Consider the following 15509-nt stretch of genomic DNA (forward strand, 5'->3'; position numbering starts at 1 on the left):
ACTCCATGTCCGACATCCAAGACATCTCCACGCGCCGCGCCAACCTGACGGCCGAACAGCGTGCCAAGTTGGCGCAGCGTCTGCGCGGCGCGGGCGGCGCAGATCGTGCCGAGCGGTCCTCGATTGCGCGGCGCCCGGCGGGCGAACGCATCGCCTTGTCCTTCGCGCAGCAGCGGCAGTGGTTTCTCTGGAAGCTGGATCCGGCGGGCACCGCCTACCACCTGAGCGGCGGCCTCGTGCTCGATGGCCACCTCGACGCCGAGGCGCTTCGCGCCAGCGTGCAGGCGCTGGTCGATCGCCATGAATCGCTGCGCACCGTCTTCCGCGAGGCCGATGACGGCGAGGTGGAACAGGTCGTTCAAGACACGGCCGACATCGCGTTGCCCTGCATCGACCTGAGCGCACTGGCCGGCCCGGCACGCGAGGCCGCGATCCGGCAGGAGGTGCGGCGAATTCGCACCGAAGCCTTCGACCTCACGCGCGGCCCATTGATGCGCGCGGTGCTGCTGCGCACCGGCGCGCAGAGCCACCAGCTGCTGGTCGTGATGCACCACATCGTGTCGGATGGCTGGTCGGTCCAGCTCATCCTCGACGAGCTGGCCGTGCAGTACGCGGCGCGCGTGCAGGGCCAGGCGCCCGTGCATGCCGAGCTGCCGATCCAGTACGCCGACTACGCCCGCTGGCAGAGCCAGTGGCTGGCCGAGGGCGAGGGCGAGCGCCAGCTCGACTGGTGGCGGGGTCACCTGGGTACGGAGCAGCCGGTGATCTCGTTGCACACCGATCATCCGCGCAAAGCCGACGGCCGCTATCGCGCGGCGCACCACACCTTCGCGCTGCCCGCGGATACCGCCCTGCGATTGCGGCAACAGGCGCAAGGCCAGGGCGCGACGCTGTTCATGGCGCTGCTCGCCGGCTTCAACGCGCTGCTGTTCCGCCACACGGCGCAGACGGATGCGCGCGTCGGCGTGCCCATTGCCAACCGCAACCGCGCCGAAACGGCGGGGGTCGTCGGCTTCTTCGTCAACACCCAGGTGCTGCGCTCGCAGATCGATGCGCGCATGACGCTGGCCGAGCTGATGAGCCGGACCCGCGACACCGCCATCGGCGCGCAGACCCACCAGGACCTTCCTTTCGAGCAACTGGTCAATGCACTGCGGCCCGAGCGAAGCCTGAGCGCCAATCCGATGTTCCAGGTGATGTTCAATCACCTGCGCCGCGACCATCGCTCGCTGGCCGAGTGGCCGGGCGTTGCCGTGCAGCGGCTCGATTTCGAGGAAGAGGCCGCACAGTTCGAGCTGACCTTGCAGACGCTCGAGCTGGAGGACGGCAGGGTCGACGCGACCATCCTCTACGCATCGGAACTGTTCGACGTGCAGACCATCGAGCGCATGGCCGGGCACTACTTGGCGGTGCTGCAGGCGATGGCGCATGAACCGCAGCGGGCGGTGAGCGATGTCGTGCTGCTCGACATGACCGAGCGCGCGCAGCTTGCGTCGTGGAGCAAGAACACGCGCCGGCACGAAGGCGCGCAGCCGGTGCACCGGCAGATCGAGCAGCGCGCACGGCAGACGCCCGATGCGACCGCGCTGCTGTTCGGCGATGAAACGCTGAGCTACGGTGAACTCAATGCGCGGGCCAACCGCCTGGCACACCACCTGATCGCACTGGGCGTGAAGCCCGAGGTCCTCGTGGGCATCGCGGTCGACCGTTCGGTCGAAATGATGGTGGGCATCCTCGCGATCCTGAAGGCCGGCGGCGCCTACGTGCCGCTGGACCCCGAGTACCCGGCCGATCGCTTGGCCTACATGGTCGAAGACAGCGGCATTGCGCTGCTGCTGACCCAGCGCCACCTGCGGCCGCTGCTGCCCGCAGGCGATGCATTGCGGGTACTCGAACTCGACACGCTGGACGTCGGCGGCGAATCCGCAAGCGACCCGCAGGTCGCGCTGCACGGCGAACACCTCGCCTATGTCATCTACACCTCCGGCTCCACCGGCAAGCCCAAGGGCGCGGCCATCCGCCACGACGCCCTGTACAGCTGCATGGCCTGGATGCAGGAGACCTACCGCCTCACCGAGGCCGACACCGTGCTGCACAAGGCGCCGTTCGGCTTCGATGTCTCGTGCTGGGAAATGTTCTGGCCGCTGACCACCGGCGTGCGGCTGGTGATCGCCAACCCCGGCGACCACCGCGACCCCGAACGGCTGGTGCAGCTGATCCAGAAGCACCAGATCACCACCCTGAACTTCGTGCCGTCGATGCTGCAGGCCTTCCTGGCGCACGAAGGCATCGAGGCCACCACGCGGTTGCGCTACATCATCTGCGGTGGCGAGGCCATGCCCGCGGCGACGCAGCGCGAAGCCCTGCAGCGCCTGAAGGGCGCTTCGCTGCAGAACCTGTACGGTCCCACCGAGACCACCATCCACGTCACGCAGTGGACCTGCCGCGACGATGGCAGCAGCCAAGTGCCGATCGGACGGCCGATCAGCGACACGCAGGCCTACGTGCTCGATGCTCAACTCAACGAAGTACCGGCGGGCGTGGCGGGCGAGCTGTACCTGGGCGGGATCAACCTGGCGCGGGGTTATCTGAACCGTGCCGGGCTGACGTCGGAACGCTTCGTAGCGGCTGCCAACGGCCAGCGGCTGTACCGCACCGGCGACCTCGTGCGCTGGAATGCGGAAGGCCAGATCGAGTACCTGGGTCGCATCGACCACCAGGTGAAGGTGCGGGGCTTCCGCATCGAACTCGGCGAGATCGAGGCGAGCCTGCTCGCGCAGCCTGAGGTGCGTGAAGCGGTGGTGGTGGCCGAAGAAGGCCCCACCGGTGCGCGGCTGGTGGGCTACGTGTCGGCCCATGCGGGCCAATCCATCGACGTGAGCGCATTGCGCAGCCGGATGGGCCTGGCGCTGCCCGACTACATGGTGCCTGGCGTGGTGATGGTGCTGGAGAACCTGCCGCTGAACGCCAACGGCAAGGTCGATCGCAAGGCGCTGCCCGCGGCGGAGTTCGCGAGCGATCGGGCCTACGAGGCGCCCGAGGGCGGCGTGGAGCAGACGCTGGCCGCGATCTGGGCCGGAGTGCTCGGCGTGCAGCGCGTGGGCCGCAACGACAACTTCTTCGAGCTCGGCGGCGATTCGATCCTCAGCCTGAAGGTGGTCGCCCGCGCCCGCCAGGCCGACCTGCATGCCAGCCCGCGCCAGATGCTCGAGCACCAGAGCCTGGCCGCGTTCGCGCAGGCCGTGAGCCGTGACGCAGCGACCGAGGTTTCGTCGATCCCGGTGCTGCCGGCAGCGCGACGCGCGGGCGAGCTGGCGCTGTCCCATGCGCAGTTGCGCCAATGGTTCCTCTGGCAACTCGATCCGACGAGCACGGCGTACCACATCAGCGGTGCGCTCCGGCTCACGGGCATGCTCGACGTGCCGGCGCTGCGCTCGAGTTTTTCCGCACTGGTGCGGCGCCATGAATCACTGCGCACGGTGTTTCGCGCCGACGCGCAAGGCCTCGCACACCAGGTGATCCGGCAGGACGATGCCTTCGGCTACACGCTGGTCGACCTCGGCGCTTCGCCCGCCGGTGCGCGCGAAGCGCTCGCCATGGCGCAGGCGCAACGCCTGAGCCAGGTTCCATTCGACCTCGGCACGGGTCCGTTGCTGCGCGTCGATCTGATCCGCCTCTCGGCCGAGGACCACCTGATGCTCGTGGCAATGCACCACATCGTCTCCGATGGATGGTCGATGCAGATCATCGTGGACGAATTCGTGGCGCAGTACCGCGCGCACCTGCAGGGCCGATCGCCCGAACTGCCGCCGCTGCCGCTCCAGTACGCCGACTACGCCGCGTGGCAACGCGACTGGCTCGAGGCCGGCGAGAAAGAGCGCCAGCTCGCTCACTGGAAGGCCCACCTGGGCACCGAACATCCGGTGCTGCAATGGCCGACCGATCGCGCGCGGCGCGTGGACGGGCGCTACAGCGTCGCCCGCCACGGCTTCGACCTGCCCGATGCGCTGGTCAAGGGGTTGCAGCAGCGCGCCCGGCAACAGCAGGCCACGTTGTTCATGGCACTGCTTGCGGGTTTCCAGGTGCTGCTGCGCCGCCACACGGGGCAGCAGGATCTGCGTGTCGGCATTCCCATCGCCAACCGCCATCGGCCGCAGACCGAAGGCGTCATCGGCTTCTTCGTCAACACCCAGGTGCTGCGCGCCGTGGTGGACGACCGCACCCGCCTGTCGCAGGTGCTGTCGCAGGCCCGCGAGGCCGCGCTGGGCGCGCAGGCTCATCAGGACCTTCCGTTCGAACAGCTCGTCGAGGCGCTCCAGCCGGAGCGCGCGCTGGGCGTGAATCCCCTGTTCCAGGTCTTGTTCAACCACCAGCGTGGCGACCTGAAGGCGCTGGAGCAACTGCCGGGGCTGCGGCTGGCCGAGGTCGACACGGGCGGGCAGGCGGCCCAGTTCGAACTCACGCTGGAGACCAGCGAGAGCCCGGACGGAGGCGTGCGGGCGAGCTTTGCCTACGCGGCGGAGCTGTTCGATGCCGCGACCGTCGAGCGCATGGCGGGGCACTACCTGGCGGTGTTGCAGGCATTGGCCGAACGCCCCGAGCAGGCGGTGAGCGAGGTGGCGTTGCTGGGCGAGGCCGAACGCGCGCAGCTCATGGCGTGGGGCACGAATCCGCAAGGTCATCCCGATGCGACGCCGGTGCATCGCCTGATCGAGCAGCAAGTCGTGCGGCATCCCGATGCCGCGGCGCTGGTCTTTGGCGAGCGAACGCTGAGTTATGGCGAACTCAATGCAAGGGCCAATCGTCTCGCGCATCACCTGATCTCCCTGGGCGTGAAGCCTGAGGCCCAGGTGGGGATCGCGGTGGAGCGCTCCGTCGACATGGTGGTGGGCCTGCTGGCCATCCTGAAGGCCGGCGGCGCCTATGTGCCGTTGGATCCGGAGTATCCGGCCGAGCGGCTGGCCTACATGGTCGAGGACAGTGGCATCGGGCTGCTGCTCACGCAGAGCCACCTGAGCGTGCCCGGCCTGGAGGGCTTGCAGGTGCTGGCGCTCGACACGCTGGCGCTCGATGCCCAGCCCGAGCACAACCCGCAGGTTGCGCTGCACGGCGAGAACCTGGCCTATGTGATCTACACCTCCGGCTCCACCGGCCGCCCCAAGGGCGCGGCCAACCGGCATCGCGCGCTGCACAACCGGCTGGCCTGGATGCAAGACGCCTACGGCCTGGACGGCAGCGACACCGTGCTGCAGAAGACGCCGTTCAGCTTCGACGTCTCGGTGTGGGAGTTCTTCTGGCCGTTGATGACCGGCGCGCGCCTGGCACTCGCCAACCCGGGCGACCACCGCGATCCATCGCGGCTGGTGGCCCTGATCCGCCAGCACCGCGTGACCACGCTGCACTTCGTGCCGTCGATGCTCCAGGCCTTCCTCGCGCACGAAGGGGTCGAGGCCTGCGAGAGCATCGAGCGCGTCGTCTGCAGCGGCGAAGCCTTGCCGGCCGAAGCGCAGAACGCGGTGTTCCAGCGGCTGCCGCGCGCGCGGCTGTACAACCTCTACGGCCCGACCGAAGCGGCGATCGACGTGACGCACTGGCAGTGCCGCGCAGACGGCCGCAGCCAGGTGCCGATCGGACGGCCGATCGATGGCCTCGAGACCCGGGTGCTCGATGCCGCGCTGGGCCTGGTGCCCGAGGGCGTGGCCGGGGAGCTGTACCTGGGCGGGATCGGCCTGGGGCGCGGCTACCTCGATCGCGCGGGGCTGACGGCCGAGCGTTTCGTGGCCGACCCCTTCGATGACCAGGGCGGCCGGCTGTACCGCACGGGCGACCTCGTGCGCTGGAACAACGAGGGTCAGCTGGAGTACCTGGGCCGCATCGACCACCAGGTGAAGGTGCGGGGCTTCCGCATCGAGTTGGGCGAGATCGAGGCGCAACTGCTGGCGCAGCCCGCGGTGCGCGAGGCGGTGGTGGCGGCCAGCGAAGGACCGGCCGGGGTACGACTGGTGGGTTATGTGTCGATGCATGCCGGCCATGCGGCCGACATCGCCGGATGGAAGAGCAGCCTGGGCCGGGCGCTGCCCGAGTACATGGTGCCCCCGACGATCGTGGTGCTGGAGACGCTGCCGCTCAATGCGAACGGCAAGGTCGACCGCAAGGCTCTGCCACCGGCGGAGTTCATCAGCGAGCGTGCGTACGAGGTGCCTGCGGGCGAGGTGGAAGAAAAGCTGGCGGCCGTCTGGGCCGAGGTACTGGCCGTGGCGCGCGTGGGCCGCCAGGACAACTTCTTCGAGCTCGGCGGCCATTCGCTGCTGGCGACCCAGCTCGTGGCCCGGGTCCAGGGCTTCGCGCATGGCCGTCTCACGATCCGCGATGTCTTTCAGCACCCGACGCTGGCGGCGCAGGCCGCCCTGTTGGCCAGCATGCCCGGGGACGGCGCCACCGACCTGGCGCTGGCGGAAATCGATTCACTGCTTGACAGCATGGAGGCTGTTTGATGGAAACAACTGCGACCCGTCGCATTGCAGAGCGCTTCGCCCGGTTGCCCACCGAACAGCGCCGTGTCGTCTACCAGGGGATTCGCTCGAAGGGACTGACGCTCGACCAGTTTCCCATCCTGACGCGCGAGGACCCGGCCTCGGACCGTTGCCCTGTGTCCTATGCGCAGCTGCGCCAGTGGTTCCTGTGGCAGCTCGACCCGCAGAGCACGGCCTATCACATCAGCGATGCGATCGAGCTGACCGGCGCGCTGGACGTGGATGCGGTGCGGGCCAGTTTCGAAGCCCTGGTGAAGCGCCACGAATCGCTGCGTACGGGGTTCCGCGCCGATGCCGACGGTTCCGCCGAGCAGGTGATCCGCGAGGACGGTGAGCTCGACTTCTCGCTGCTGGACCTGAGCCAGGAACACATCGATGCGCGCCAAGCCATGGCCCGCGAAGCGGCGCGGCGCATCGGCGGCACGCCCTTCGATCTGACGCAGGGGCCGCTCCTGAGGGTCGGTCTGATCCGCCTGGCCGCCGACGTCCATGTGCTGGTGCTGGTGATGCACCACATCGTGTCGGACGGCTGGTCGCTGCAGATCATGGTGGACGAATTCGTGGCGCACTACCGCGCCCGCGTGCGCGGCGAGGCGGTGGCGCTGCAGCCGCTGCCGGTCCAATACGCCGACTATGCGGTGTGGCAGCGGCACTGGCTGGAGGCCGGCGAACAGGAACGCCAGCTCGCCTACTGGAAGACGCAGCTGGGCGGGACGCAGCCGGTGCTGCAGTTGCCGCTCGACCATGCCCGCCAGCCCGACGCGCGCTACAGCGAGGCAGTCCATCGCATCGAACTGCCCGCGCAGCTGGTCCAGGCGCTGAACAGGCGCGTGCAGGGGCAGGGCGCGACGCTGTTCATGGCCTTGTTGAGCGCCTTCCAGGCGCTCCTCGCGCGCCACAGCGGCCAGGAAGACATCCGCGTGGGCGTGCCGATCGCGAACCGCCAACGCGTGGAGACCGAAAGCGTGATCGGCTTCTTCGTCAACACGCAGGTGTTGCGCGGCGTGGTGGACCCTCGCGCGAGCCTGTTGCAGTTGCTGGCGCAGACCCGCGAAGCGGCACTGGGCGCGCAGATGCATCAGGACCTGCCGTTCGAGCAACTGGTCGAAGCCCTGCAGCCCGAGCGCATTCCGGGAATCCATCCGTTGTTCCAGGTGATGTTCAATCACCAGCGCAGCGATTTCTCGGAGCTGAAAGGCCTGCCGGGTCTCGCGCTGGAACCCTATGGCCTGGGTGCCCAGGCCGCGCAGTTCGAGCTGATGCTGGTCACCAGCGAGAGTCCCGATGGCCGCCTGCATGCGAAGTTCAGCTATGCGCGGGAGCTGTTCGACGCCTCGACCATCGAGCGCGTGGCGGGGCATTACCTGGCGGTGCTGCAGGCGCTGGCGGACCATCCCGAGCAGGCGGTGGGCGAGGTGGCGCTGCTGAGCGAAGCCGAACGCGCGCAGCTCGCGGCCTGGGGGGCGAACGCGCAGAGCTTTCCGGATGCGACGCCAGTGCACCGCCTGATCGAGCGGCAGGCCGCGGCGCATCCCGAAGCGGTGGCGCTGGTCTTCGGCGACGAGACCCTGAGCTACGGCGAACTCAATGCCCGGGCCAACCGCCTCGCGCACCATCTGATTGCCCTGGGCGTGAAGCCGGAGACGAAGGTGGGCATCGCGGTGGAGCGCTCCATGGAGACGGTGGTGGGCCTGCTGGGCATCCTGAAGGCCGGCGGCGCCTATGTTCCGATGGACCCGGAATACCCGGCGGAGCGGCTGGCCTACATGGTGCAGGACAGCGGCGTTGCGCTCCTGCTGACGCAAAGCCATCTGCAGCCGCAGCTGCCGGGTGCCGAGGGGCTGCGGGTGCTGGCGCTCGACACGCTGGTGCTGGACGCGCAGCCCGCGGGCGACCCGCAGGTCACGCTGCATGGCGAGAACCTCGCCTACGTGATCTACACCTCGGGCTCCACCGGCAGGCCCAAGGGTGCGCAGATGTGTCATCGCAACGTGACGCGGCTGCTCGACGCCACCGATCACTGGTTCCATTTCGGCCGGCACGACACCTGGACCCTGTTCCATTCCTATGCCTTCGACTTCTCGGTGTGGGAAATCTTCGGCGCGCTGTGCACCGGCGGCAAGCTGGTCATCGTGCCGTTCTGGGTCAGCCGGTCGCCCGAGGATTTCCTGCAATTGCTGAGGGCGCAGAAGGTGACGGTGCTCAATCAGACACCTTCGGCGTTCGGTCAACTCGCCAGCCTGCCGCAGGCCTACCGGGAGCGCCTGGCACTGCGTGTGGTGATCTTCGGCGGAGAGGCACTGGACCCGCAGCGGCTGCGCCAGTGGATCGAACACCACGGCGACCAAAGCCCGCAGATGGTCAATATGTACGGCATCACCGAGACCACGGTGCACGTGACCTACCGCCGTATTACCGCGGCGGACCTGGGCCGGCAACGCAGCCCGGTGGGCCTGGCCATTCCGGACCTGGGACTGCGGGTGCTCGACGCGCACCTGAACATGGTGCCCGTCGGCGTGGCCGGCGAACTGCATGTCTCCGGTGCCGGCCTTGCGCGCGGCTACCTGAACAGGGCCGGCCTGACATCGGAACGCTTCGTCGCGGGACCGGGCGGAGAGCGGCTGTACCGCACCGGCGACCTGGTGCACTGGAACCCGCAGGGCCAGCTGGAATACCTGGGCCGCATCGACCACCAGGTGAAGGTTCGGGGCTTCCGCATCGAGCTGGGCGAGATCGAGGCGCAACTGCTGGCGCAGCCCGAAGTGCGCGAGGCCACGGTGGTGGCCGACGAAGGCCCCGCCGGCACGAGGCTGGTGGGCTATGTGTCCGCGCATGCGGGCCATGCGATCGACGTCGCGCAGCTGAAGGCGCAGCTGGGCCAGGCGCTGCCCGACTACATGGTCCCCGCGGCCATCGTGGTGCTGCAGGGCTTGCCGCTCAACACCAACGGCAAGGTCGACCGCAAGGCGCTGCCGGCGGCGGAATTCACGAGCGAGCGGGCGTACGAGGCCCCCGAGGGCGACGCCGAAGAAAAGCTGGCCGCGATCTGGGCCGAAGTGCTGGGTGTGGCGCGCGTGGGTCGCCAGGACAACTTCTTCGAACTCGGCGGCCATTCGCTGCTGGCGCTGCGGCTGCTCGAACGCATGCGCGCCCAGGGCTGGTCGGCGCAGGTGCGCACGCTGTTCCAGCAGCCCCAGCTCGGCGCCTTCGCGCAGGCGCTGGCGCAGGAGCCGGTGCGGCACGCGGCGGTCATTCCGCCCAACGGCATTCCCGCGGATTGCCGGGCGATCCAGCCGGAGATGCTGACGCTGGTGGCGCTGGATGCGCGGCAGATCGCGCGCATCGAGGCGGCGGTGCCGGGCGGGGCGGCCAACATCCAGGACATCTACCCGCTGGTGCCGATGCAGGAGGGCATGCTCTTCCACCACATGCTGCAGACCGAGGGCGACGCGTACATCACGCTGAACAGCCTGAGTTTCGACAGCCGCGAAAGGCTCGAGCATTTCGTCGCCAGCTTCAACGAGGTGATCGCGCGCCACGACATCCTGCGAACCGCCGTGATGTGGGAAGAACTCCCCGAGCCGGTGCAGGTGGTGCATCGCAAGGCCGAGCTCGAACTCCAGTGGCTGGCGGATGCCGCACCCGGCGGCGCGAGCGCGTCCGCGCGGCTCGCAGCACACGTCGACCCGGCCCGCTACCGCATCGACGTGCGCAAGGCGCCGATGCTGAGAGCCATCGCGGCCCATGACGTGGACACCGGCCGCTGGCTTCTTCAGCTGGCGAACCATCACCTGGTGGTGGATCACACCACGCTGGAACTGGCCGTCGAGGAAATCGCGCTGATCCAACAGGGGCGGAGGTCCGCGTTGTCGACGCCCGTGCCGTTCCGGCGCTTCGTCGGGCAGGCACGGCTGGATGTGGGCCAGGCCGAACACAAGGCCTTCTTCAGTCAGATGCTCGCCGACGTGGAGGAGCCGACGGCACCCTTCGGCCTGCTCGACGTGCAGGGCGACGGCACCCGGGTGCGGGAAGCCTCGCTCGCGCTGGACGCCCGGCTCGCCTTGCAGGTCAGGCGCCAGGCGCAGAGACATGGGGTGAGCGCCGCGGCGCTGTTCCACCTGGCGTGGGCACTGGTGCTGGGCAAGACCACGGGCAGGGACGACGTCGTGTTCGGCACCGTGCTGTTCGGCCGCATGCAGGGCGGTGCGAACGCCGACCGGGCGCTGGGCATGTTCATCAACACCCTGCCTGTGCGCGTCCGGCTGGGAACGCAAGGCGTGTTGTCGTGCGTACGCCAGACGCACGCGGCGCTGAGCGAGCTGATGCACCACGAGTACGCCAGCCTGTCGCTGGCGCAGCGCGCGAGCGGACTGCCGGAGCGGATGCCATTGTTCACGGCGCTCCTGAACTACCGCTACGGCGCGCAGCAGGGCAAGGCCGAGGAGAAGGGCCCGCTCTGGGAAGGCATGGAGATCCTGGGCAGCCGGGAGCGCACCAACTATCCGATCGAGATGTCGGTGGACGACCTGGGCGAGGGCTTCGGGCTGGCCGCGCAGATTCACGAGGCCGTGGATGCCGGGCGCGTGTGCGGCCTGATGATTGCCGCCGTCGAGGCCATTGTGCAGGGGCTGTCGAGCCAGCCCGACCGGCTGGTCTGCGAACTCGAGGTGATGGCCGCCGGCGAGCGGCGCCAGCTTGCCGCATGGGGGGAGAACGCCGTGCGGTATGCGCAGGACGTGCCGGTGCATCGGCTGATCGAGCGCCAGGCGGCACGCAGGCCGCATGCCATTGCATTGGTCTCGATCGGCGAGACGCTGAGCTATTCGGAACTCAACGCGCGGGCCAACCGCCTGGCGCACCACCTGATCACCCTGGGCGTGAAGCCGGAGACGAAGGTGGGGATTGCGGTCGAACGCTCCACCGACATGGTGGTCGGGGTCCTCGCGATCCTGAAGGCTGGAGGAGCGTATGTGCCGCTGGACCCGGAGTACCCGGTGGACCGGCTGGCCTACATGGTGGCCGACAGCGGCATCGGACTGCTGCTCACGCAGAGCCACCTGAGAGCCTTGGTGCCCGGCACCGAAGCGCTGCAGGTGCTGGCGCTGGACGCGCTGGACACCGGCAGCCAGCCCGACGCCGACCCGCAGGTCGCGCTCGGCGGAGACAACCTCGCCTACGTCATCTACACCTCCGGATCCACCGGAAAGCCGAAGGGCGTGATGGTGCGGCATCTGTCGCTCGGCCACTTCATGCTGAGCATGAAAGACGCACCGGGCATGACCGAGGACGACGTGCTGGTCGCGGTCACTTCCCTGTCGTTCGACATTGCTGCCCTGGAGCTGTACCTGCCGCTGCTCAGCGGCGCGCGCCTCGTGCTGGCATCCAGAGAGGTGGTGCGGGACGGAAACGCGCTCGGAAAACTGGTGGACGACTGTGGTGCCACGGTGCTCCAGTCGACGCCCGCGGGGTGGCGGCTCTTGCGGGCCGCCGGATGGAATGGTGGCCGCGCAGCGAACTTCAAGGGCCTGTGCGGCGGGGAAGCACTGCAGGCGGATCTTGCGGAAGACCTGCAGGCGATCGGCGTCGAGCTCTGGAACATGTACGGCCCTACCGAAACGACGATCTGGTCGACGGCAGCGGAGGTTCGCGGCGCGCCTCGCATCGGCGGACCGATCGCGGCCACGCAGCTCCACGTGCTGGACGGATCCCTGAACGCGGCGCCCGTGGGCGTGCCTGGCGAACTGTTCCTGGGCGGCATCGGCCTGGCGCGCGGATACTTCCAGCGCGCGGGCCTGACGTCGGAACGCTTCATTGCGGCGCAGGACGGCCAGCGCCTGTATCGCACCGGCGACCTGGTGCGCTGGAGCGCCGAAGGCCAGTTGGAATACCTGGGCCGCATCGACCACCAGGTGAAGGTGCGGGGCTTCCGCATCGAGCTGGGGGAGATCGAAGCCCAGCTGCTGGCGCAACCCGAGGTGCGCGAGGCCGTGGTGGTGGCTCGCGAAGGCGCGAGCGGCGCGTCGCTGGTGGGCTACATCGCATTGCAGGCGGGACAACAGGCAACGCAGCCGGCAACGCTGCACGACCGGCTCGCGGTGGTACTGCCCGACTACATGGTGCCGGCCGCCATCGTCGTGCTCGACCGCCTGCCTTTGAACGGCAACGGCAAGGTCGATCGCAAGGCGCTGCCGCAGGCGGAGTTCGCGAGCGCCCAGGCCTACGAGGCGCCCGAAGGGGAGGTGGAAGAGACGCTGGCCGCGATCTGGGCCGAGGTGCTGGGCGTGGCGCGCGTCGGGCGGCATGACGACTTCTTCGAGCTCGGCGGTCACTCGCTGCTTGCCGCGCAGCTCGCTTCCAGGGCGCGCGTCGATGGCGGATTCGACCTGCCGTTGCGCAAGATCTTCGAGCACCCGGTGCTGCGCAATCTCGCGAATGTTGCGCGGCAGTCGATGCATGGCACCGTGCTGTCCCGTCGGGAACCGGCGCTGCAGCCGGTTGCGCGCACGGCCGAGATGAAACTCTCGCCCGCGCAGCAGCGCCTGTGGCTGGTGAATCGGCTGTCGGATGCATCGGCCGGCAAGCACTCGGCCTACAACATTTCAGCGGCGCTGCGGTTGTCGGGCGCGCTCGACATCGATCTGGTCCGGGCCACGCTCGACGCCATCGTGCAGAGGCACGAAGTGCTGCGGACCTGGTTTCCGGAGAACGACGACGGCGATCCCGTGGCGCGCATCGCACCAAACGCCGGCCTTGTCGTTCCGCTGATGGATCTTTCGCACCTGGCGGGCGAGTTCCAGGCGGCGGCCATGCACGATGCGCTTGCCGCACATGCGGGCACCGCCTTCGAGCTGACCACCCGCCCGGCCTTTGCGGCCGCCATCCTGCGCCTGCAGCCCGAAGAGCATGTGCTGCTTCTGTGCGTGCACCACATCGTGTTCGACGGCTGGTCGGAAGCCGTCTTCATCCAGGACTTCATGGCCCTGTATGCGGCGCTGCGGGAGGGACGGAAATCGCCCCTGGCGCCGCTTGCCATCCAGTACGCGGACTATGCCGATTGGCATCACCGCAAGCTCGTGCAGAACTTTGCGCAAGACGCCGCGTTCTGGCGCGGCTACCTCGATGCCGCCCCCGCCGTGTCCACGCTCAGGCCCGATCACGCCCGGCCGCCAGTTGCCTCGGTGGCGGGAGACAGGGTCGGCATCGATGTCGGGCATGAACTCGCGCAGGCGCTGCATGGCCTTGCAAGGGAGCAGAAGACCTCGCTGTACGTGCTGTTGCTGTCGGCCTTTCTGCTCGTGCTGCACCGGCAGGCCGCCGCGGACGACCTGGTGGTGGGCACCGACGTCGCGGGGCGCGATCATCCGGCCCTTGAAGACTTGATCGGCTTCTTCGTCAGCGTCGTGCCGCTGCGCTCGCGGCTCGCGCCCGCACTGCCGTTCACGCAGTGGCTTTCGAGGGTCAAGGAAAGCACGCTGTCGGCCTTCGAGCACCAGGACATGCCTTTCGACCAGATCGTCGAATTGGCCGGTGCGCCCCGCAGCCGCCAGTACAACCCGCTGGTGCAGGTGCTGTTCGTCATGCAGAACATGCCGGGGCAACGCTTCGAGATTCCCGGCGTCGCCATCGAGCCGATCGCGAAACCCGAGACCACGTCGAAGTTCGACCTCGCCGTCTTCGTGAGCGAGAACGAAAGCGGCCTGCGGGCCGAGTGGACCTTTGCCTCCAGCCTGTATCTGCGCGAAACCATCGAGCGGGCATCCGCCGCGTGGCGCGATCTGCTGCAACAGATCGTCGCGGCGCCCGACGGCGTGCTCGAAAGTTTCGCCATTCAATCCAATCCGGAAAGAAAAACCATGTCATCCATCTCGCCCGTGCCGGGCAAATTGCAGAAGCTCAAGAAATTCGCGGACAAGGATCGCGGCGTCCAGGGGGCACCGCGCTCGCCCGTGCGCACGTCCTTCCTGTCGGACCAGCGGGCTTTCCCGCTGGTGATCGAAGCCACCAGCAGCGACATCGACGCGGTGTCATGGGCCCGGGAACAGCGCGACTACATCGAGGCCAGCCTTCGCAAGCACGGCGGCATCCTGCTGCGCAACTTCGGCCTGCGCACGCCGCAGGAGTTCGAAGCTTTTGCGGAAGTGATCGAGCCCGAACTCTACGGCGGCTATGGCGATCTGCCGAAAAAGGAAGGCGGGCGCAACACCTACCGTTCGACACCGTATCCCGAGCGCCAGATGATCCTGTATCACAACGAGAGTTCGCACCTCGACCGCTGGCCGCGCAAGCAGTGGTTTTTCTGCGAGCTGCCCTCGCCCGTGGGAGGCGCCACGCCCATCGTCGATTGCCGCGAGATGCTGCGCCGCCTGCCCGCCGAGATGGTGGCCGAGTTCGAGCGCAAGGAACTGATGTACGTGCGCACCTTCCTGCCTCGCTTCGACGTGAGCTGGCAGGACTTCTTCAAGACCGGCAGCAAGGCGGAGGTCGAGGCGCGCCTCGCGCTGGCCGGCACTGCCTGGCGCTGGCTGGACGACGACACGCTGCAGACCCGCAACCGCTGCCCGGCGGTGATCACGCATCCCGTCACGGGCGATCGCGTGTTCTTCAACCAGATCCAGTTGCACCACGTCAGCTGCCTGGAGGCCGATGTACGCGAGGACCTGCTGGCCCTGGCGGGCGGCCTGGACAGCATGCCCCGGCACGTGACCTACGGCGACGGCACGCCGATCGACGACCAGACCATGGCGGTTGTCGGCCGTGCCTACGAAGACTGCGCTGTGCGATTCGACTGGCGCCAGGGCGACGTGGTGATGCTCGACAACATGCTCGCGGCCCATGCGCGGGACCCGTACGAGGGGCCGCGCAAGATCGTGGTCGCGATGGGCGCGATGTGCGACCGCGCCGCACTGGCGCAAGCGCCCGGGGCGGATGCAAAGGCTTCCGGCCCTGTCGGGCAACCCGTTGCGTCCGAGGGCTGAA

General features: G+C 68.5%; 2 protein-coding genes. Both read left to right on the top strand.

What is annotated here, in order from left to right; translation table 11 throughout:
* Window positions 1–5 precede the first annotated feature (5 nt).
* Complete coding sequence (locus ABIC94_RS12120) at window positions 6–6494, top strand: amino acid adenylation domain-containing protein (protein ID WP_354373246.1); 6489 nt, start codon at window positions 6–8, stop codon at window positions 6492–6494.
* Window positions 6494–15508, top strand: coding sequence for an amino acid adenylation domain-containing protein (locus ABIC94_RS12125; protein WP_354373247.1), 9015 nt, complete (start codon window positions 6494–6496; stop codon window positions 15506–15508). Before ABIC94_RS12120 ends, ABIC94_RS12125 begins: the two co-directional genes overlap by 1 nt.
* Window position 15509: the final 1 nt, after the last annotated feature.

The sequence above is a fragment of the Variovorax paradoxus genome (assembly GCF_040544635.1).
Taxonomy (GTDB): Bacteria; Pseudomonadota; Gammaproteobacteria; order Burkholderiales; family Burkholderiaceae_C; genus Variovorax; species Variovorax paradoxus_R.